The organism is Priestia sp. 3CA3 (assembly GCF_056836725.1).
In genome coordinates this window covers 1-20,862 of the sequence record NZ_JBXENJ010000005.1, presented here as the reverse complement: position 1 = coordinate 20,862, position 20,862 = coordinate 1, and the positions used below count along the sequence as shown (strand labels likewise).

Annotated in this window: 19 protein-coding genes, 2 pseudogenes and 1 riboswitch; of the genes and pseudogenes, 8 read left to right on the top strand and 13 right to left on the bottom strand. The window is 37.6% G+C overall.

Going from position 1 to position 20,862, the window contains the following annotated elements; all coding sequences use genetic code 11:
• Nucleotides 1-18 precede the first annotated feature (18 nt).
• The 4 genes from AC1VNJ_RS14325 to AC1VNJ_RS14310 form a co-directional block, all read right to left on the bottom strand.
• The gene (locus AC1VNJ_RS14325) at nucleotides 19-336 is read right to left on the bottom strand and encodes a PTS fructose transporter subunit IIB (protein ID WP_028414279.1); all 318 of its coding nucleotides are present in this window, start codon (nucleotides 334-336) and stop codon (nucleotides 19-21) included.
• Nucleotides 337-355: 19 nt separating this feature from the next.
• Entirely contained in the window at nucleotides 356-802 is a 447-nt protein-coding gene (locus tag AC1VNJ_RS14320; RefSeq protein ID WP_482640947.1) for a PTS sugar transporter subunit IIA, read from the bottom strand.
• Complete coding sequence (locus AC1VNJ_RS14315; protein WP_482640946.1) at nucleotides 802-2,799, bottom strand: BglG family transcription antiterminator; 1,998 nt, start codon at nucleotides 2,797-2,799, stop codon at nucleotides 802-804. Before AC1VNJ_RS14315 ends, AC1VNJ_RS14320 begins: the two co-directional genes overlap by 1 nt.
• 229 nt (nucleotides 2,800-3,028) lie before the next feature.
• Nucleotides 3,029-4,741: a methyl-accepting chemotaxis protein gene (locus tag AC1VNJ_RS14310; RefSeq protein WP_482640945.1), complete on the bottom strand. Its 1,713-nt coding sequence runs from the start codon at nucleotides 4,739-4,741 to the stop codon at nucleotides 3,029-3,031.
• A 549-nt stretch (nucleotides 4,742-5,290) separates the two neighbouring features.
• Here AC1VNJ_RS14310 and AC1VNJ_RS14305 point away from each other — a divergent pair.
• Together AC1VNJ_RS14305 and AC1VNJ_RS14300 are read left to right on the top strand one after the other, a co-directional pair.
• Nucleotides 5,291-5,641, top strand: a complete 351-nt coding sequence (locus tag AC1VNJ_RS14305) for a helix-turn-helix domain-containing protein (RefSeq protein ID WP_394554581.1) — start codon at nucleotides 5,291-5,293, stop codon at nucleotides 5,639-5,641.
• A 100-nt stretch (nucleotides 5,642-5,741) separates the two neighbouring features.
• A riboswitch (cyclic di-GMP riboswitch) is annotated at nucleotides 5,742-5,828 on the top strand.
• A 20-nt stretch (nucleotides 5,829-5,848) separates the two neighbouring features.
• Complete coding sequence (locus tag AC1VNJ_RS14300; protein WP_482640944.1) at nucleotides 5,849-5,971, top strand: anti-repressor SinI family protein; 123 nt, start codon at nucleotides 5,849-5,851, stop codon at nucleotides 5,969-5,971.
• Nucleotides 5,972-6,085: 114 nt separating this feature from the next.
• Here AC1VNJ_RS14300 and AC1VNJ_RS14295 read toward each other — a convergent pair whose 3' ends face one another.
• The gene (locus AC1VNJ_RS14295) at nucleotides 6,086-6,877 is read right to left on the bottom strand and encodes a histidinol-phosphatase HisJ family protein (protein ID WP_482640943.1); all 792 of its coding nucleotides are present in this window, start codon (nucleotides 6,875-6,877) and stop codon (nucleotides 6,086-6,088) included.
• 232 nt (nucleotides 6,878-7,109) lie between these two features.
• Between AC1VNJ_RS14295 and AC1VNJ_RS14290 the strand changes: the two genes are divergently transcribed.
• Entirely contained in the window at nucleotides 7,110-7,667 is a 558-nt protein-coding gene (locus AC1VNJ_RS14290) for an HPP family protein (protein WP_116515338.1), read from the top strand.
• 104 nt (nucleotides 7,668-7,771) lie between these two features.
• Here the strand turns inward: AC1VNJ_RS14290 and AC1VNJ_RS14285 are convergent, their stop codons facing one another.
• On the bottom strand, nucleotides 7,772-9,229 hold the full coding sequence (locus tag AC1VNJ_RS14285; protein ID WP_482640942.1) for a zinc ribbon domain-containing protein: 1,458 nt from the start codon (nucleotides 9,227-9,229) through the stop codon (nucleotides 7,772-7,774).
• A gap of 64 nt (nucleotides 9,230-9,293) precedes the next feature.
• Nucleotides 9,294-10,199, bottom strand: coding sequence for a zinc ribbon domain-containing protein (locus AC1VNJ_RS14280; RefSeq protein WP_482640941.1), 906 nt, complete (start codon nucleotides 10,197-10,199; stop codon nucleotides 9,294-9,296).
• A gap of 377 nt (nucleotides 10,200-10,576) precedes the next feature.
• Here AC1VNJ_RS14280 and AC1VNJ_RS14275 point away from each other — a divergent pair, with 377 nt between their 5' ends.
• The 3 genes from AC1VNJ_RS14275 to pcp are packed head-to-tail and all read left to right on the top strand — an operon-like array spanning nucleotide 10,577 to nucleotide 12,903.
• The gene (locus tag AC1VNJ_RS14275; protein ID WP_482640940.1) at nucleotides 10,577-11,281 is read left to right on the top strand and encodes a DUF969 domain-containing protein; all 705 of its coding nucleotides are present in this window, start codon (nucleotides 10,577-10,579) and stop codon (nucleotides 11,279-11,281) included.
• Nucleotides 11,282-12,247: a DUF979 domain-containing protein gene (locus tag AC1VNJ_RS14270; protein WP_482640939.1), complete on the top strand. Its 966-nt coding sequence runs from the start codon at nucleotides 11,282-11,284 to the stop codon at nucleotides 12,245-12,247.
• 14 nt (nucleotides 12,248-12,261) lie between these two features.
• Entirely contained in the window at nucleotides 12,262-12,903 is a 642-nt protein-coding gene (gene pcp, locus AC1VNJ_RS14265; protein WP_482640938.1) for a pyroglutamyl-peptidase I, read from the top strand.
• A gap of 118 nt (nucleotides 12,904-13,021) precedes the next feature.
• On the opposite strand, the gene AC1VNJ_RS14260 is transcribed toward pcp, so the two are convergent.
• From AC1VNJ_RS14260 to AC1VNJ_RS14240, 5 genes and pseudogenes are all read right to left on the bottom strand, one after another.
• Nucleotides 13,022-14,026, bottom strand: coding sequence for an endonuclease (locus tag AC1VNJ_RS14260; protein ID WP_482640937.1), 1,005 nt, complete (start codon nucleotides 14,024-14,026; stop codon nucleotides 13,022-13,024).
• A 556-nt stretch (nucleotides 14,027-14,582) separates the two neighbouring features.
• Nucleotides 14,583-14,702, bottom strand: a pseudogene (locus tag AC1VNJ_RS14255) (flagellin); the annotation flags it as partial.
• Nucleotides 14,703-15,037: 335 nt separating this feature from the next.
• Nucleotides 15,038-15,778, bottom strand: coding sequence for a flagellin N-terminal helical domain-containing protein (locus AC1VNJ_RS14250; protein ID WP_182004407.1), 741 nt, complete (start codon nucleotides 15,776-15,778; stop codon nucleotides 15,038-15,040).
• A 370-nt stretch (nucleotides 15,779-16,148) separates the two neighbouring features.
• Nucleotides 16,149-16,568, bottom strand: a complete 420-nt coding sequence (locus AC1VNJ_RS14245; protein ID WP_482640936.1) for a VanZ family protein — start codon at nucleotides 16,566-16,568, stop codon at nucleotides 16,149-16,151.
• A 37-nt stretch (nucleotides 16,569-16,605) separates the two neighbouring features.
• Complete coding sequence (locus AC1VNJ_RS14240; protein ID WP_482640935.1) at nucleotides 16,606-17,136, bottom strand: serine O-acetyltransferase; 531 nt, start codon at nucleotides 17,134-17,136, stop codon at nucleotides 16,606-16,608.
• A gap of 547 nt (nucleotides 17,137-17,683) precedes the next feature.
• On the opposite strand from AC1VNJ_RS14240, the pseudogene AC1VNJ_RS14235 reads away from it, so the two are divergent.
• A pseudogene (locus tag AC1VNJ_RS14235) lies at nucleotides 17,684-17,875 on the top strand (glycosyltransferase family 2 protein); the annotation flags it as partial.
• Between the two features lie 40 nt (nucleotides 17,876-17,915).
• On the opposite strand, the gene AC1VNJ_RS14230 reads toward AC1VNJ_RS14235, so the two are convergent.
• Complete coding sequence (locus AC1VNJ_RS14230) at nucleotides 17,916-20,396, bottom strand: sensor domain-containing protein (RefSeq protein ID WP_482640934.1); 2,481 nt, start codon at nucleotides 20,394-20,396, stop codon at nucleotides 17,916-17,918.
• A gap of 170 nt (nucleotides 20,397-20,566) precedes the next feature.
• On the opposite strand from AC1VNJ_RS14230, the gene AC1VNJ_RS14225 reads away from it, so the two are divergent.
• Complete coding sequence (locus AC1VNJ_RS14225) at nucleotides 20,567-20,845, top strand: hypothetical protein (RefSeq protein WP_482640933.1); 279 nt, start codon at nucleotides 20,567-20,569, stop codon at nucleotides 20,843-20,845.
• The last annotated feature ends 17 nt before the right edge of the window (nucleotides 20,846-20,862 follow it).

Sequence of the window (20,862 nt, the reverse complement as noted above, 5' to 3'; positions counted from 1 at the left end):
CCACTCTCCCGCTTCCATTTATACTTCTTGCGTCATAAGCTTTTCTGCTTGTTCCAGTACTTTCTGAGGATTGGAAATGGCTTCTGCTACTCCTACTTTTAATATTTTTTTGCCGTTAAATCTTTCTTCTCTTTCAATGGCGCAGCCTACAGCTAAAATAACAACATCCGCTGAGTCAATCTGTTTTTTCTTTAGTTCATTTTCAATGCCCATTGCTCCTTGCGTTTCAATCATTACTTTGTGTCCTAATTTCTTTCCAGCCTTTTCTAAAGCAGATTGAGCCATATATGTGTGTGCAATTCCTGTTGGACAAGCTGTAATTCCTACAATATTCATGTTTATTCCTCCTAAAATTTTATAGAGCTATTGCTTTAAGTGTTGAACATACTTCTCTTACACCAGGAGCGTGAATTAACTCTTCGCGGAATTCTTCATCCATAAGCTCCCGGCTAATATTAGCTAAAATTTTCAAATGGATATCCCCGCTTTGAGCTAAAGGAACGCCTATTAAGAAAATCAATTTCACTTCTTTATCTTCGTCTTCATCCCATTCAACTTGCTCGCTTACTCTCCCAAATACAATGAATGGCTCGACTACTTGATCAGACTTTCCGTGCGGGATGGCGATAGAATATCCGATAGCCGTAGAGAACTCTTCCTCTCTTTTTAAGACGCTATCAATATACTTATCGATTGATTTGATTTTCCCAGACAAATAAGCTAAATGTCCGAGCTCTTTAATGATGTCTAATTTATCTTTGGATTTTAAATTAAGTGCTACTAAGCTTTCACTAATAACCATTACATCCCCTCTCCCAACAGCATCATTACTTCTTCTGCCGTTGTACATTCTGTTAATCTAGTAAGGGTATTCTCAGAATCAAAGATACTGTACAGATCTGTAAGTATATCTTTGACAACAATTTGTTCACCAAATTTTAAAGCAAGCAGAAAGATAATTTTCACTTCTCCTTCTTCCCAGTCCAACGCATTTGAGCACGTGGCAATAATAATTTTAGAACGCTCTACGTACTGATCTTCTCCGTGAGGGATCGCTACTGAATTTCCAAGTGAAGTAGAAGCTATGTTTTCACGTTGAACAACTGATTGCTTAAAACCTTCCTTCACGTATCCTTTGCTTTGAAGCTGGTGACATAAATAATCAATTAGCTGTTCTTTATGCGTAAAATCCAGCTGAGGAAAAATCAACTGCGGATCTAGCATTTTAAATAAATTGGCACATGTTATACGTGCTTCTTTTTTAGAAAATGTATCTTCCCAAAAAAAGTTATTAATATTTTTAATGTCCACTTCACTTACGAGCGAAGAGATCGTAATGACCGGCTTCACTTCAATATGTAAAGGAACGGTTGAAATAATAAAATCAATGTTGCTTAAATCAAAGTGAGATAATCTGCTTAAGGATATGACTTCAGCTATTTCTAGCTGCGGAATAAGCCGCTTGATTCGATTTGCGATTAGCTGAGATGTGCCAATACCTCCGGGGCAGACGACAATTGCTCTTTTTAGCCCTACGCATCTTTCGATTGCTGCTTGAAAATGAAGCGTTACATATCCAATTTCATCTTCATTTACTTTTACATTCAATTTTCTTTCGATGATGGAACAAACAAGCCACGTCATGCCAAATGTTGCGGAATACTGATGTTTGATTTCTTCTAGAAGCGGGTTTTTGATGTTAATTTGATATTTCAAGCGGTTAACCATCGGTTTAATATGCATGAGCAGACCTGTGTACAGCTCTTTGTCACCTTGCAGATTCAGATTCATTACCTTGGTCGAAGTTTGAACCATCTCGTCTACTAACTCTTTTAACGAACTATCCGCGTGGTTTACAAATAGTTCAACATTACTTGGTGAAATATCTTTTTCCATACCGGAACATAATAAATACTGCTTTATATAGTGGATTTCATTTTCCGGGATACTGATATCGAAACATTCAGATATTTCTTCACTTACCTCTTTAGCAATGGTATACATTTTCAAAACGTAATCCGTTTGATGATGCAACTCTGGCTCATTAACAGCTGCTATACGCTGATGGGAGCGAACACGCTTAATTAAAATTAAAATGTGTGTAACTAAATTCAGAAAATACGTATGACTGATGCGATACTGAAGCTTTTTCTCTGCACACTCAATGATGTGTTCTACTTGTGTGACTTCAAGATCTTCAAACAAGTTAGATAGTCCTGAGAAAGTCGCGGCATCCAGCCTGCTGCTGGATTGAATATCGTAATCCTGCTGATAATTTAAATTTAAAAGTTCATTTGTAATACCTGCAATTGCTCTTCGGGTACTTTCTTCATTTCCTTTTACCCTTGTGCCTTCGTGGTTTTTTACTAACATTAAGCCGTAGGGCTTTAACCATTCTTTTACTTTCTCTAAGTCTTTTACAATCGATGTTTTACTTACCATAAATTCTTCTGATAACTTTTGAAGAGAAGTCGACTGATTTGCATATAACAACTGCAGTATAATTTTCATTTTTCTTATTTTAGTTGATAGAGGATCGATTTCTTCTTTCTTTAGATCTAAATCATTTAACAGCATGAGTTTATAATCTGGTTTGGCCTTGATTTTAATTCCTACTCCAGGTTTTTTATGAAGAGTGGCGCTTCCTTTTGATAAATAGCCAGAAACTAGCTTTAAATCATTATGCACCGTTCGCTCTGAAACTTTCATTTTCCGAGAATAGAAATCAATCGTTTTGTACTCTTCTTCGCTAATAATTAACTGCAATAACTTCTTTTGTCGTGTTGTTAACATCTCCATTTCTACAAACCCCTTTTTTATAAATCATGGATTGTAACGTGTACCTGTTTTTATTTTTGTAAACGTTTTCTTGTTAGTTAAATCTTATCACCTTCTTTTGATAACGGGTATATCAATTCTTTGCAACTTCACTGTTGAAGAAAGAGCACAGAACTACGATAAGGAATAATTCGCAACTTAAAACCCCATCTCATACAAAAAGCATGGAGTGCTGACTCCATGCTTTTCCTTAGATTCTAAATCTCGCAATCAATTCTTGCAGTTCCTCTGACATATTCGCTAAATCCATCGCAGATGAAGCAATTTCCTCCATGGAAGCAAGCTGTTCTTCCGTTGTAGCTGACACGTTTTGTGCACCCGCTGCCGCTTCTTCCGCGATACCGTTGACTTCGTGAATTGCCTGCTGGACTTCATGTGTATCTTTGGCTAAATTGTGAATAGCGCTTCCGATTTGCTGAATTTGATTCACTACATGCTGTACAGCTTCGTTAATTTGCATAAATGATGTACCTGCTTGTTCAACTACTGCTAGGCCTTCTTTTACTTCTTTAGTGGTGAGCGTCATAGATTGAAGCGTTCGAGCTGTTTCGCTTTGAATTAAGCTAACTAGATCTTTGATTTGACTAGCTGAGTTGGATGAGCCTTCTGCTAGTTTTCGTACTTCACTTGCCACAACGGCAAAACCTTTTCCGTGATCTCCTGCTCTTGCGGCTTCAATAGCTGCGTTCAAAGCAAGGAGATTCGTTTGGTCGGCAATGGTTGTAATGACATCGTTGATTTGACTAATTTTCGCTGAGTGTTCGCTAAGGCCTTGAAAAACAGATGAGAGTTCAGTGACATTGTCGTTGATTGATTTCATTTGTTTGGCTGCTGTTTCAACGGTCGCTGTTCCGCTATTTGAAATCGCAGCTGTGTCGAGTGCTCGCTTGGTGATTTGCTCGACGTTTTCAACAACTTCTGATGTTTGGTTCGTAATGCGGTTAATAATAGTGGAGCTTTCTTGAATTTGATTCACTTGATAGTTGGATCCTGAGGCTAGTTTTTCAGTAATGCTTGAAATATGTTCAATAGCACTGCTGTTTTGTTCTGCGCTGGCGCTTAGTTCTTCTGAAGAAGCCGCAACCGTTGATGAAATGTTTCCAACGGACATAATCATTTCTTTTAATCCCCCAATCATTTTATTAAATGATGCTGTAAGTAAGCCAATTTCATCTTTGGATTCGTAGGTGCCTTGTACTTGGAAATCCCCGTCTTTTGCTGTTTCCATGAGGTTTTTAATATCATTTAACGGTTTTGTAATCATGTGTGCAATCAGAAGCCCTACGGCTATGGTAAGCAGAATAACCAGTGCGCTAACGAGTAATAGAGTGGTCACGGCTGACTTTACACTTTGCTTATTTTTTTGGTAAATGCTTTTTGCTTCGTCATTATTTATCGTTTGAAGATCATCTAGCGTGTTGTTTATGGTCGTACGAAGGGTCACTACGTTTTTTGAAAAAACGCTGTAGGCTTCATCTCCTTTTTCATCTTGAGCAAGCTGTATAGCTTCACTTCTTGCTTGTGTTAAGTTACCAATATTTTCTTCGTATACAGCTAATTTTTCTTTTTCACTATCTAGCAAAAATGTTTTTTTATACTGTGCCATGAGCTTGTTATTTTCAGCTTCTTTTTCTTGAATTTCATCGAGACGCTTACGCTGATAGTTTTCATCTTTTGATAAAATCATTTCAAGCGTATTTGCATCAATCGCTCGGTTATTCGTACGAATTTGCCCTAACTGCCTGATTGGCTGCATACGGTCATTGTACATAGACTCCGAGCTGTCAGCAATTCGCTGCGTGTAGAAATAGCTGATGACTGCTACTGTAATTAATGAAATCGTCGAAATGATAACCATGATTAATAGCTTTCGATAAATACTTAAATTGCGCAATACCCCCATACCATATCCCCTTTTCGCTGATTTGCTTTCCCTTGCACTTCGTTATATCTATCGGTCATGAGGCTTGTTCTATCCATAGTACATTTTTGAATTTTTACCGACATAAAAAACGCGCTGAAGCAATCAGCACGTTTTTTCTCCATTAGTACACAAGGCTTTCGGTCATATTGATGACGTTTGTTTCTACTTCTTTTAATCTCTTTTTACTTTCACTTTCCGTCTCTTGCTTCACTCCAAAATAAAACTTCACTTTTAGTCATATTAGTCATTTGTTTTTGCAAGTCACTTGGCAGCTCGCTGTGATTGCTCCATTTTGTCCACTCAATTTTCCAGATTATGTTTATCTCTCCTGTCTTGTAGGTTTCTATTTTTATTGTGAAGGATTTCTATGAACCAACTATGAATTTCACTAGAGACTTTCGAACTAAAAAAGTCTCTAAAACAAGAAGTTATTCGTTATAAAGAACCTTTTTTATAATTAAATACATAAAAATAAACTAATATGCGTTATAATGAACAAAAAGGATATAAGAAAAGGATGAACTTAACGTGATAGGAACCAAAATTAAAACTTTACGCTTGAAGAATGGATATTCTATTACACGCTTAGCTGAAAAAGCCCGTATCTCAAAATCTTATTTATCTCATTTAGAGAAAGGCCTAAACAATAACCCGTCTATTCACATGCTAGAAAAAATAGCTTTTTCTCTTAATACAACAATTGATGAATTAATTGAATCAGGAAGCAGAGATTTTGTATTTTCTTCAAAACTATCTCTAAGCAACGAGTGGCTTTATTTAATAGAAGAAGCAATTAATGATGGAATGACCAAAGAGGAATTTACTGAATTTCACTCCTATTTAAAGTTTCGCAAAAAAATGAATACATTAGTTGACTAATTATTTGATTTTTTTATGACAATCGACCTATTTCGACAGCATTCATGACAAACATACTATATAATGAACATAGGTTATATATGGTAACTATTACAAATTATCCAGACAAAGGCAAAATTATTGAAAAATAGTGACGCAAAGCTTCAGGTCTAAGGCCATTTTTGGCTATGATGGCTGAGTTCCCTGGCAAAGGGTGGATGAATCGTAATGAAAGAAGAGAATGTACTGTCGATCGATCAAGAGTGGGTAAGTCTTATGCAAACAGCTCGCGCAATCGGGCTGACCATAGAAGAAGTTCGAACATTTTTAAAAGAGTTTAAGCAGAACTGAATCCAAAAAACACGCTCAGACTAGAGCGTGCTTTTTGTCTTTTATGCTCATTATTTTTCCTCATATAAACAAGTGTATAAAAAACGCTTGAAACATATGTGAAACACACTTCTATTAAATACGAATTCCTTTTGGCTGACGCTGATCAAACGTATAAATCTCCGTAAATCCGCACTGTCTTGCCATTTCAATCGCTTCTTTCATATGTGCTCCTACGGTTTCGGCAAAGTGTGAATCAGATCCAATTGTTAGAATTTCTCCTCCTAAATCGCGGTACAGCCCGACAATTTCAAGTGCAGGCAATGCTTCGCCAAGCTTTCCTCTTATGCCTGAGGTGTTAATTTCAATCCCAATATTGCGATCAATGGCTTTTCTCAAAATCTCCGCAAGAATATCTTTGAATTGATGAAAGTCGTAAATGCCGTATTGCGCAAACGCATAGCGCTTCATTAAATCTAAATGAGCCAACACGTCAATGTCCGCGTCGCTTACTAGCTTATACATTTCGTTAAAATAAGCGCGGTAAATCGCTTCTTTGTCGTTTAGCTCCAAATGTTTACGAAGCTTGATGTTATTAATGTTATGCACCGAACCTAAGATAAAGTCAAAGTTCTCCTGCTTCATTGTTTTTTGATATTTTTCTTTTAAATAGTGCGGCTCACAAATTTCAATTCCTTTTTTAATCACTAGCTGATCTTGAAACTGATCTCTGCATTCCGCTAGTTCTCGTTCATATTTATCAAAATCCATATGACCATACGTTGGCGCTAATGGATTTAATGAAAAGTGCTCGGTAAAACAAATTTCGTTTATGCCGTTTTTTACAGCTTGTTCGCACACTTTTTTCATGACTGCCTGTGAGTCAAATGAATTATTCGTGTGATGATGGTAGTCTACTAGATACATAATTTAGTCACCTCTAGGTTTATTATACATCTCTCCTGTACTTACTGCACACGGAGACCCTTTTTCCCTCCATCACGCCTTTTTTGGTTCATAAAAAGAATTTCCACTAAAAAAAGTCGTTTTTCCTCTTTTAGTAATCCTTCTTTTCTTATAAACTAACTTATTATAGCAGATGTTCTGACATACAACTTGACAAACAGCTTTTACTTACACAAGGGAAAGGAAATAAGAAATGGAATTTGAAAAAAGTTTTTCTCAAACAAAAAGCCCCTTTCTGTCTTACTTAAGTTCTTATACGAAAAAGATGAAAGGAGAACTAAAAGAAGAACCGAAAATCAATTACAGAGATGCGGTCGTTTCTTCTATCGGAGGCTTAATTGCGATTATCATCAGCAGCGCGATTGCTCTCGCTCTCGGATATCCAATGGCACTTGCTCCGATTGGGGCAAGCTGCGTGCTTGTATTTGGTGCTCATAAAGGTCCTTTATCACAGCCGCGCCACGTGCTTGGAGGGCACTTGCTTGCGACAGTTTCCGCACTTATTATTTGGAGTTTATTTCATCGAAGTCTAATCACCATAGCGATTGTGCTTGCGTTTGTTCTTATTTTAATGATTCTTACCAAAACTGTTCATCCTCCCGCTGCAGCCAGCGCGATTGTTGCAATTAATACTCAAGCCGGCTGGGGATACTTAGGTATTATTATGATTTGTGCGTGTGTCGTTGTATTGATTTCGACCGTGTATAATAATTTATTTCAAGATCGGCAGTATCCCAGGTATTGGGTTTGATATTGGAATCATACATAAAAAAGACGTCTTCTCATGGAAGACGTCTTTTTTATTTGTTATTTCCTACTACGTTTTTTGCTGTTCCAGGGTCTATTTATCAGCTTTTACTTTACTTCCGTTGAACTAATAAGCTGATAAACGCCCAAACTTCCATCAGATAATTCTTTTACTTTATGAATACTGTTGAATTTTTTGTATTTAACAGACCCGTCTCCGTACGAAATATCATACTCTTCTGTTGTATATACTTTATACATAGAGTCATCGAGTTTTGTTACTCTATTTACGTTAAAGCTTAATAAATCCTCTGTTATGCCTTTTTTGATTAGGTAAGCGGTATAATCTTTTTGTTCCTTGTATTTTGGTCCGTTAGTATCGATATAAGGCGCTGCAATAGAAAAGTCTCCACTGTTGATTGATGAAATTGTAGCGTACATGTATTGTTCAATAAAACTAGAAACTTCACTAGTAGATACTCCAGAATTGACTTCCGAACCTTTGTCCGTTGGTTCGTGATTCTTAGAAGGAGCCGATGCTTTTGCCGTAGCTTCTGTCGTATTTTCTTCATCAAAATTAAGCGCAACATCTTCCATGCCTTTTTTAATTGATACTTCTTCCGTTTTCTTATCTCCACGTTTTGCATATAGTTTTACTGAACCGTCCATCGGCAGCGGGCCCAAATAATCAATATCGCCAATTTCTGTTTTTGTGTCTTTACCATTAACGTACAGCATCGCGTCATCATAATCTGAAGAGATGTATACTGCATGATCTGACCAATCAAACTCAACGTTCACATCTTCTCCGTTGGTAGCTTCAATCTCTTGTTCATTTTCAACTTTTCCATAATCATTTTGCACTTCACCTTTTACGGTATGCGTACCAGGTAAAAATGGACCAACCTTTTTAGAAGAGTCACTGCTTACCGTTCCAGCTTTTTGACCATCAATATATACTAATGTAGCATCTTCTGTCGACTGAGCTTTTGCATATACAGGGTTTATTTGTACCGTGTAATAATCAAAGATTCCCCACTTCTTTCCGTCTTGTTCTAACTTAGCGTATGAAGAGTGATCTTCGCTTGGAACTCCTGCTTCAAGCGCTCTGCTATCTGCCGCTAACCCTTCAGAGATTGATTTCATGACATCCGGATTTTCGTGCAGATATGTAATAAATGATTTTGCTTGCTCATCGTTGGCTTCTAGTTGAATTTGACCATCATTTACATATTTTTTTACTTTATCAACATCATTGCCCTTTACTGAAGCAATAAATTTTTCTGACACGGCTTTAGGCGCCATCATTGTTTTATCTATTCCGTAATAAGCACCGCCAAGTATAGCAGCTGCCGCTATAACTGAAATAGCTATAAACTTTGTTTTTTTATTTGAAGGCTTTACTGCTTCGCGTCTCTCTTCGGCTGAAGATGACTGAGGTTCTACGTAACGCTGCGATGCTGCTCCTTCGCTAGAAGCCGCTTTCTTTTCAACGGGATGTCCACACTCCGGACAAAATTCATGCTCATTTGTTAACTGATGGCCACACTCTCTGCAATATCCCAATTTCTACACTCCTTTTTTATAATGGTATGAAAAAGCACCGCTGTACACGATGCTTTTTGTCGACTTAAAATAGATCATTCAAATCACTGCTGTTTCCCATTCTTGTAATAATGGTTTTGGCTTCTTCTCCTAAACCATTCGCAATAAACGTCAGTACAATCGTAATGACTACATATACAATAAGAGTGCTATAGATACGATCAAGGCCATTTGTTCCGCTTTGCTTAAAGCTAGCAATGGTAAATGGAACTACAAGGAAAATGCTCAGCAAACCAAAATTCATAAAATAAGAGAAGTATTCAACATGGAGAAATGCAAGCACAAGCCCAATTAAAAGAAGAGCTGTTGGAATAATTAAAAACGTGCCAAAGCGTGAGAAAAATTCTTTAAAAGAAACGTCTACCTTTCCAAACTTTGCTGCAACATATGTTGCTCCAATAATAATCGCCAGTCCAATAAAAATGAAAACCCCTTGTTTAAAGACAAAATCTGTAAAATTGAAGTGAATGATGCTGTTGATATCTGTTGCTTTTATCAAATCAACGCCTGTATTAAAATCCTCCATGTCGGATGGAGCCAGCTCTTCACTGATAATAGGAAGCTTAAACATGCTTCGAACAAATTGAATCAACAATAGCTTCCAGCCTACATACAGCATAATAGGTATACTAAGAGCATAAAGAATGACTGTGATAAGAGCATTAACGAATTGGCTTTCTCCTGCTGCTTGCGCTGTAGCTGTTGGATTTTTAATTCCTTCTGCAAAATAACTAAAAAATGATTTTGATACTTTTTTTGCCTGACGAACACGCTGATTAGGCTGTTGAGGCGCATACGCTGGTTGCGGCTGAGGCTGATATTCAGATGCAGCTGCCGCCTGGCTGACAGCTGCCTCTTCTTGTAATTTATGACCGCACTTCACGCAAAACTTCCCGCCATCATTAAAATGGCAGCAATTTGAACAATTCAAATACTCCTCCCCCTTCAATAAATTGTTTAAAATATAGTTATATAGATTCATTTAGTTAAAATCTATATAATTCTATATTCATACCTTTTAGCATTATACACCATTTTTGGTATTTTAGGAGAAATGTTTTTCAACGGATCAACTAAAAAAATCACTACCCAAGCTCCCTGGCAGAATTCTTTCTTTTACTTCTGAGTCCATGCACATTATATAAATCTTCCTTCTATAATTTTGTTTCATCAATAAAACTATTTTATGCCTTAAGCATCTTGTTTTAATTTTCAGAATTGTTTATACTCAAAACATCTTTGTTTTTTTAGAAAAGCAATGGAGGTGACTTTGCAGCACGGTCTATACATACTGGAGGGGGATTTTTTATGTTGAAATTAATTGGGGTTTTGCTAGTGGCGGTGGGATTTTTATTTCGTTTAAACACGCTGCTTGTGGTAACTGCTGCAGGCATTGTGACGGGCCTTGTATCAGGCTTATCACTGCATGAAGTAATTACGATGTTTGGTCAGTTCTTTGTCGATAACCGCTATATGTCTATGGCTATTTTACTTACTCTTCCTATCTTTGGCGTGTTAGAAAAATACGGGTTAAAGGAACAAGCGGAAGTCCTGATCAAAAAAGCGAAAAACGCTTCTTCTGGAAATGTTTTACTTATATATCTTTTTATCCGTGAAATCTCAGCTGCAGTCGGCTTAAATATCGGAGGACATGCTCAATCCGTGCGTCCATTAGTGGCACCTATGTCTGAAGGCGCAGCTCGTGCCAAATACGGAGAGCTTCCGCCTAAAGTAAAAGAAGATATTCGCGCTCACGCCGCGGCAGCTGAAAATACAGGGTGGTTTTTCGGCGAAGATATCTTTATCGCAACGGGTGGAATTCTCTTAATGAAAGGGTTCTTCGACTCCGTGGGCATTCACGTTGACGTCTGGGATATGGCGCTTTGGGGTATTCCAACAGCCATCGCAGCGCTGCTGATAAGCGCGATTCGTTTCCGTCAGCTAGACCGACGTATTCATAAAAAAATGACGAAGCACAAACCAACATCATCTTCAAAGACGGAGGCAAGCTAAATGAAAAGCATCCTGACGCTCGATACGATTTACTACTTACTCGGTATTATTGTCGCTTTTATCGCGATTCGAATTGCACGCGATCACAACCATCCTAACCGTTTAGGATCTTCCCTATTTTGGGCGCTGTTTTCCGTTACGTTTTTATTTGGCAACGTCATTCCGCCTTTTTATATAGGATGTTTGGTCATTATCATGGTTCTGCTTGCTTCATTTAATCGTGTAACTAAGTCTAATGAAGCCGAAACGCCTGCTGAAGAACGAGTGGCTCACGCACAAAGATTAAAGAATAAAATCTTTTTACCAGCTTTATTTATTCCTATTTTTACGATTATCGGCACCCTTCTTTTTGGCAAAATTAAATTTGGAAACTGGGCGTTAATTGATCCAGAAAAGGTCACGTTAATTTCACTGGCAATCGCTGCTGTGATTGCGTTTATCGCTTCAATAGGCGTCACCAAAGCAAAAATGGATGTGCCTGTTAAAGAAGGAAGCCGCTTGCTTCAAGCAGTTGGTTGGGCTGTTATTTTGCCGCAAATGCTCGCAGCGCTTGGCGGCATCTTTTCAAAATCAGGTGTTGGAACAGTCGTTTCGGATATTGTAAGTGATATACTGCCGACTAACTATGCGTTTGTTGCTGTGCTTGCTTACTGCTTGGGGATGCTGCTATTTACGATTGTCATGGGAAATGCCTTTGCTGCGTTTGCCGTTATTACGGGAGGTATTGGACTTCCGCTGATTGTACATATGCACGGCGGAAACCCGGCGATTATGGCAGCGCTCGGCATGTTTGCTGGCTACTGTGGCACGCTGCTAACGCCAATGGCAGCGAACTTCAACATCGTACCTGCCATGCTGCTTGAATTAAAAGATAAAAACGCCGTAATTAAAGCTCAAGTACCGATTGCTTTATCCGTGTTTGTAGTAAATACGCTATTAATGTACTACCTTGTATATCACTTTTAAAGGAGATTGATAGAATGACAACTGTATTACTAACCAGCTTTGAACCATTTGAAGGTGAAAGCATTAACCCGTCTTTAGAAGCTGTAAAAGCTTTGGACGGCGTAGCTGTTGAAGGCTATCACATTGTTACTAAACCTCTTCCTACTGTGTTTGGTGAATCAATCGCAAAGCTTCATACGTATATAGAAGAAATCAGCCCTTCCATCGTCATCTGTGTAGGACAAGCAGGCGGCCGAGAAGGAATTACGGTCGAACGCGTTGCTATTAACGTAGACGACGCTCGAATCCCTGACGATATTGGCCAGCAGCCCATTGATCGCCCTATTATTGAAAACGGCCCTGCCGCATACTTTTCGACACTGCCAATTAAAGCAGCTGTCGAAAACTTGCGCCAAGAAGGCATTCCAAGCAGCGTCTCTCAAACTGCTGGAACCTTTGTCTGTAACCACGTGTTTTACGGACTCATGAACATGATTCAAAACTGTTGTATTAAAGGTGGATTTGTTCATATCCCTTACCTTCCTGAACAAGCCGTGAATCATCCAGGGAAAGCCAGTATGTCGCTGGATTTGATTGTGCAAGGGTTGCTTAGCCTGGTGAAGACGACAATTTTGGTTGAAGAGGATGTTGTGGTTTCGGGTGGGGCTACGCATTAAATAAGAGTATTAGCTTAAAACTTTTTCTTAATAAAATCCTGAACCTTACTCCACTTGTGAGTAAGGTTTTTTTAAAATTAAAAACAGCTATTTAAATTTGCAAAATGTCTTAACTTTCTTAATTTTTAGCGAGAAATTGATACGCTATCTGCCGTTCCTTTATTAAACTGTTATTTTGATTTTTTTGCAATATATAACATAGTTCTGTTAATTGATTCATAGTTAGGCCTGTAAATTTCCTGCATTCGTATAATAGGTGCAACTCATTTTGTTCTAATTGAATTTGATAACTCTTTCTCTTACAATCAGTATCTTCAATGAAGAACTGTTGTTTAAAAAAGTGATGATAAATAACTCTATTTTGCAATTGAGATAAAAGTTCAGGTAAATAACTTAGGAAATGTCGTAAATCTTTTGTAGGGGAAGTTACAGGAATAGTCAGGGGTAGAGTAATAGTCGTTCTCCTATTTAAGTGAAACGATGGTGAGTTATTTTTAGGTATATTAACCTTTCGAGACATACATGGATGAATAAACTCCCTAACTAAGCTGAGAAAATAAAGAATTTGCTTTTGGTCGTATATCACTAGTCTATTCTGGTTATCTAAAGAAAATGAAAGATGTAAATTTGCAAAAAGGATTTCAATTAACTTTTTATTTTCTTGGTTACTAAAGCTATTTGTAGAAAGAATAATCTTCCTGATAGTAGAATTACTAATTGTTAAAGAACCATCATCTTGATACCACCATGCCAAAGTTAATGGAGAAAAATGAGCTTTTACAAATTCCAGTGGTAAAACTTTTTTACCTTTGGGATACCAGACTTCCTTTAGTAGCGTACTGATTTCTCCTACCTTTGATTGTGTGTAGTAGCTTTCGCTGTATCCATCTTTTAATCGCCGATCTAGAACCTTTCTATACTTAGGAGATGATAATTCGAAATAATCTTTTAACTTCTCATAACACCAAAAGACCCACTCTTTATCTTTTAAGCAATGGCTAAATCGGAACCTTGGCTGGCGTCCTTTTTCAATAGAAATATTGCCATCACCTAATAACTTGCCTACTATCATACACTGTTGGTTGTATGGAATTAACTCTCTTAACTGCTTTTCTGCGTTCATTTATCTCGCCATCCTCCAATAAGAACATTTGCTCTATTTTAATTTATTTTTTATATTTTTTCAATATTAAGAAATTTTTAGGGTGATATATTTCTTTCTCACTCCATCCCAGTGATGTCGTTCAAAAAACGTCTAAAAAAGAGCTCTAGCAAAATAGCTAGAGCCTCTTCCAAATAATTTAAAATTAACGAAGAAGTTGTAATACTCCTTGTGGTTGTTGGTTCGCTTGCTTTGCGACTGTATCTTTCGATTACAGAATAGACTATATCTTCATCCATATTTTGCATGGAGCTAGGCACTTCGAACAGCTTTCACTGCCCTACGAGATTCATAGTCCTAGTTTTCACCTTAGACCGTATTCTCTAGTCGTTGAACCTTCTCCAGAGTTTCCTCACAGGAGCTTGGCTGCTGATTATCCATGGTAGCATCTTTATCATTTTCAAACCGTCACGCTTATCGTTTCTGATTACGTTGTGGTTGATAAAGCTTTAGGAAGTTCCAGCAGTTCACCTAGTTATCCTCTAGCTCGTTACCAAACTAGACGCCCTTTAATCAATTATCTCAAAAGTTGTAATACTCCTTGAGGCATCTGATTAGATTGAGCCAACATTGCTTGTGATGCTTGAGACAGAATTGAATTCTTTGTTTGTTCCATCATTTCTTTCGCCATCGTGCGAACATTTATTTTCATAAATGACCAGACTATATCTTCACCCTCTTATATCATGAGGGGCCGGGCACTTCGGATTCACAATACTGATGAACATTGTTTCACCTACGGATTTCATCATCATAGCTACCGCCTTAGATGGTCTACCCTAGTCGTTGAACCTTCTCCACTCTTTCGAGACAGGAGCTTGGCTGCTGATTTCCCAATCTTTTCTTTTTTCACGCCATCACACTTGTCATTTCTAACTACGTTGTGGCAAGAAAAGCTCTAAGGGGTTTCCAGCAATTCACCCGATAATAATCGCTAGCCGTTACCAGCTAGGACGACTGTGCTTGTTACTGCTATGCAGTTAAAGCATAATCTACGTCACGAATACGAGATTCTGCAGCAGTTAGGTTTTCTTGTGTGGAGTCTAAGTTGTTGATTGTATGTTCAAGTCTATTTTGATTCCCTCCAAGATACGAACGAGATTCTGAGACTGTTTTTATAGCTTTATCTACTTTTTCTAAATAGCTAAGTGCTTTACTATTATCAGATACATCTATAGAAGCTGCATCATCTAGCGTCAAAGTTGTTGAATCAGTTTTAATTTTACTTAAGTCTAAACTTAAAGTATCGTATGTTTCTTTAGTATCACCAATTTGCAACTTAAATTCAGTAGTGTCACTTTTTAGTAAATTAGTGCCATTAAAATTTGTTCGATCAGCTATATGGTTTATCTCATCTGTTAACGCTCCTAATTCAGTTTTAATTGCTGCTCTATCTTGCGTCCCATCGTTAGTATCATTTGCTGCCTGAACGGTTAACTCTCGCATACGCTGTAAAATATCATGTGTTTCATTCAGTCCTCCTTCAGCTGTTTGGATTAAAGAGATTCCATCTTGCGCATTTCGAGAAGCCTGATCTAATCCACGAATCTGCCCACGCATTTTTTCAGAGATTGCAAGACCTGCAGCATCATCAGCTGCACTATTAATACGAAGACCTGAAGACAATTTCTCCATTGATTTACTTTGTGCATTGTTCGCATTGTTAAACTGACGATACGTGTTTAACGCTGCAATATTGTGATTAATTCTCATTTCCCTTTACCTCCATATAATTTGGTTTTACTTCTTAGTTACATCCTTGTATTTAAGAAGCCTGTCGCTTACTGATTAAATAAGCGACGAATGATAGTAATTAAACATATAACTCTAGGAAATATGTTCATACTATATATCGACATTGAGATTAAGTTGTTTACACTCTCTTTTTATTTTCTTTTAAAATTTTATTGATGCTGGGATTATATTTTGATTCGTTACCAGTCACCAGCCGTCGCTTCCGTAGTTAACGCATGGGGGTGGGCGAGCTTTAATACTTCTTTCATCGTAAACTCCTCCGTTTAGATAAAATAAAAAAACGCCCTGCAATTGAATTTGCAAAACGTTCTTTAGAATATATTTCATATTATTTATAAATTAAGCTTATCCATCTAAACAGTATATAACCTGTTCCAGCTCCTATGGTGTTCAGTATAACATCGTCAATATCTGTCCATCTATTAGACATAAATAACTGAAGAACCTCAATAATCAGTGACAATATTAATCCTGCTGAGCAAGCTTTAAATGTACTATCTGTACCTCTATAATTTAACGGTAATAAGAAGCCAAAAGGGATAAATAAAATAATGTTCCCAAGGTTATTTACTGCAAAATCTTTAAGGGAATTCTGAAATAGTAGACCTCCAATTGTATGAAAAGGAATAAAATTAACGCCTCCAGGTTTAGCACCAATGCCTAATGAAGTATCCGGAAACATAGTTAAACTTAAGATAAATAGGATAGAACCTAAAAATAAAGCATTAATTAAATTACTCTTCAACATCAATCTTAGTCTCCTGTTTTTTGAAATCATTAAATATTTATGTTGCTATATTGTCATAACGCGCCTGAATGATTTTAGCTGGAATTCCAACAGCCGTCGCATTTTCGGGAACGTTTTTTGTGACTACTGCATTTGCACCTATTTTTGCTCCATCTCCGATTTTTATAGGGCCCAGTATTTTTGCTCCTGCTCCTATAAACACATTATTCCCTATAACTGGAACACCTAATTTCCCCTTGTGTCTTTCCAAATACTCTTCTCCATAGTGTCCAAGCCCCAGCCCACCAATAGTAACTTGATGATAAATGATTACATTGTCACCAATGACCGCGTCTGGACTAATTACTACGCCTTGCCCACCATGAGCTAAAGTAGTATTTGTTCCAAGTTTTATTTCAGCCGGAAACTCCGCCCCTAGCATAAGCTGTATCATTATTTTATCTAAAATTTTATAAATCAATAATAACGCACGCTTCATTAATTTATTGTTACCTTTACTAAGTGCCCGATTACCGAAGCTGTGAACTCTTAAGATTAATCTGCTTCTAAAATCATTAGCTGTATTCATAATTAAAACTCTCCCAACTTCTTACAACATATAATCATAATAATTGATTAGCTCATTAATTGTAAATAAAGATTTGAGTCAATTCAATTTTTTTAATTATGAATTAGAATGTTATCTGTTTCCAATAAGTTACACAGGTATCGGTTTGGACTGCAATGTATCCAATTTTATTAGCGACATCCACATATAATTGACCTGCAAAATCTGCATTTGTAGACGATGTTCCATTTATCCCCATATATCCAGGATTAAATTTGGTGTTTTATTCAGTGCTATCTACACTTCTTACTTCGGTGATTTAATTTCGCTGATTTCTTTAAAGTCTCGTCCTTCTAATTTGCAAAATGTTACATTCTTGTCTTTTGCCATCACGCAGTCATCCTTTTGCAAATATGAAAAAAACGCCCACGAAAGACTGCTGTTATAATTGTTCGTTAGTTTTCTCTTTCTCTAATATGTAGTACTGCGGGCTATTAGCAGTACGCGAAAACTGAGGTCTAGATGTTTCTTGAATGGTGCTATATTCACTTCTATTTTGTAGGAAGATGTCGCTGTCAAAACGCCGATGCACAGGCCGATTGATGTAATACTGGCCGGTCTTTTGATTAGTCCGGAGATTTATTTATCGGTGAACTTGATTACGTTTGGTCAAGTGTGGCTAGAGAGGCTTGCCGCGAATAAAAAAGACGGCTGGGCGAATCAATACAACGCGGAAAATGGGAAAACGCGCAGTAAATTAGCGTAAAAAAAAGTGATGTCTCCGTCGAGACATCACTTTTTTATAGAAATCGCCTCTTTAAATATTCGGCAATTTTTTGAGGCGCAGCCGGCTGACTCACAATATAGCCTTGAATAAAGGAACATTCATGCTTTTGTAAAAAGGCAAGCTGCTCTTTTGTTTCAACGCCTTCTGCGATCACTTTCATGTTGAGAGCATGAGCTAAGTACAAAATACTTTTTGTAATCGCCTGCTGCTTTCCTTTATCGGTCGCGTGTTGAATAAATGTTTTATCAATTTTTAACGTGTTAAATTCGAAGTCTTTTAAATGTGATAACGAAGAAAAGCCGGTGCCAAAATCATCTAAAGCAAACGTTACGCCAATTTTCTTTAATTCGTCCATCACTTTTTTTACGTACTCTTCATACTGAATAATGGAGCTTTCCGTTACTTCAAATTCAATGAATGAAGGGTCGATGTTGTAATGAGCTAACGTTTGTTGAACGTGCTCTACAAATCCGCGTTTCAGCAAATGTTTAGACGAGACGTTAATCGAAACGGGCACGGTTTGTAATCCTTGATACTTCCACTGCTGCATCTGCTTGCAGACGTGCTCGATTACCCAATCGCCGAGTTCAATAATTAAATTTGTTTCTTCTGCTAAAGGAATAAAGTCTTCTGGAGATACGCGTCCCCATTCCGGATGATTCCAGCGAATTAACGCTTCGATACTATCAATCTCTCTGCTGTTTGTATGAACCTTTGGCTGATATTCAATAAAAAACTCATCTTGGAGAAGTGCGTTGCGCAGTCCTTTTTCCAGGTGGTAGCTTTTATACGTCTCGCTGTCCATTAACGGCGAATACAGCTGCCAGTCGCTTCGCCCGACTTCTTTTGCACGGCGCATAGCAAGGTTGGCATTCGTTAGTAGCATCTTCGCATCTTCACCATCATACGGGTAGATGCTGATTCCAATACTGGCTGTGACGTACAGAGAAAAGTCGTCAATGGTAATTTCTTTTTCGATTTCTTGAAAAAGAGCAGCAGCAAGATTTTTACATTCATTTATGTGTTCAAAAGATAAAAAACAAATCGCAAGCTCGTCTTCTCCTGCTCTAGCTAGCATCATCTCTGGCGTTACGAACTTTTTTAACCGACTGGCGATACGGTGCAGCAGGAGATCGCCTACGTCGTGGCCTAATGTGTCATTAATATGTTTAAAGCGATTCAGTCCTACATAAAAAACCGCTAATGAATCTCTTTCTTTTTTCATTTGTCGAATAAAATTTTTTAATTCTCTTTCAAACTTTCTTCGATTCGGTAAGTTTGTCACATGATCATGAGTCGCAAGATATTCAACATGATCCACGTACTTTTTTTCTGCGGTAATATCTTCAACAATGCCGTCTATGCGCATCAGCTTGCCGTTTTCGTCAAGCATGGGAATGCATCTATCTTTTATCCATTTCATCTCACCTGTTTTTTTGTAGATTCGATACTGCTGGCGAATTGTTTTTCCTTTTTGCAACTGATGCTGGGCTTTTGTCACAGCTGGCTTATCTTCAGGGTGAATAAAGCTTTCCCACAGATCTCTATCTTCTAAAAATTTAATCGCATCTTCTCCGTAAATATTGCTAACACCGTTTGAACATACAATCATTTTATTGCTTGGCACATCAACGGACCATATTCCGGCATCCAAATTGTTATAAATCGTTTGAAACTGCTGTTCTTTTTGCTTTAATTCGTTCGTAATCACTTTCGATTCGGTGATATCGTGCACAACGCCGATCAGCTGTACGATGTTTCCCTGGTCATCTGCTACCGCATCCGCTTGTTCAAATACCGTACGTTCTTCACCGCTCGGCCGCAGCAGTGTATATTCAATTGTGTAGCTTTCTCCCGTCGAAAGTGCCTCCATAACGGCTTTTTTTAATCTTTTTTGGTCACACTCGTTGATAAATTGAAGAACGTCTTTAAAAGAAGGAGTAAAGAGCTGATTAGAGTTTAATCCGTAAATATTATACAGCTGAGGCGACCAATAGCTTTTATCTTCCGTCACGTCGTAATACCAGCTTCCTACATTCGCAAGCTTTTGCTCCATTTTCAAATGCGTTTCTAATTGAGAAATGTGATTGGAGCGCTCCTGCTCTTTTGAATCATCTCGGCATATGGCATAAACACCCGCTACTTGCTCGCTTATGATAATAGGAATAAGCATAATATATAAATGAAGTTCTTTTTTTATTTTGTGGTCAATCGTCGTAGAAAACTGAACTTTTTCCCCTTTTAAAGCACGTTGAAAGAGATTTTGTGCCTGCTGTTGTTTCGACTTATGTATAAGAGCTGTCAGCTGCTGGATTTTTTCTTTGTGTTCATTTCCTGTTAACTTGAAGGCTGCTTCGTTGCTAAACATGATTTCGCCTTCACAGTTAATAAAAAAAATCCCTTCACTGTATTCTTTTAAAAGCTGCGTATTCAAACAATCAAGATGTTTCATCATCATGATCGACTGCTCCTTCTCCGTTTTTTTATCCGGCAAGATCCCATGGCGCCTCCTTTTATCTCTTTCTTTTATATTATTATAAGCTATATTTGACATATATTTCACCCTACTTTCCCCAAATGAGGAACATATCAGGTAAGGGTAGCTAAAAACGTTTTTAAAGTCTTTTTAGTTTGGTAAAATAAAACATATAAAGGAGGGATAGCGTGATTCAAAATGCTAAAAAATTCGACTTATTTTCTAGAGGTTCTTTTCAAACCGCTGCTTTTCTACTTCTTTTCTCGCCTCTTTTTACTCGTTTGTTTCAGCAGAACGTCTGGGCGTATATAACAGTCGCTTCTATCATTATTCTTTTTAATTTCATTATCGAGTGTATGCTAGTAAAAAGAATCAGCGCTGTGCCTAAAAACTACACTGCTTTTTTCCAAACGATTTGTCTGCCTGTAAATATACTTCTACTATGTTTTTTCTACTATGTTACGTAAAAAAGCATCTATCGATT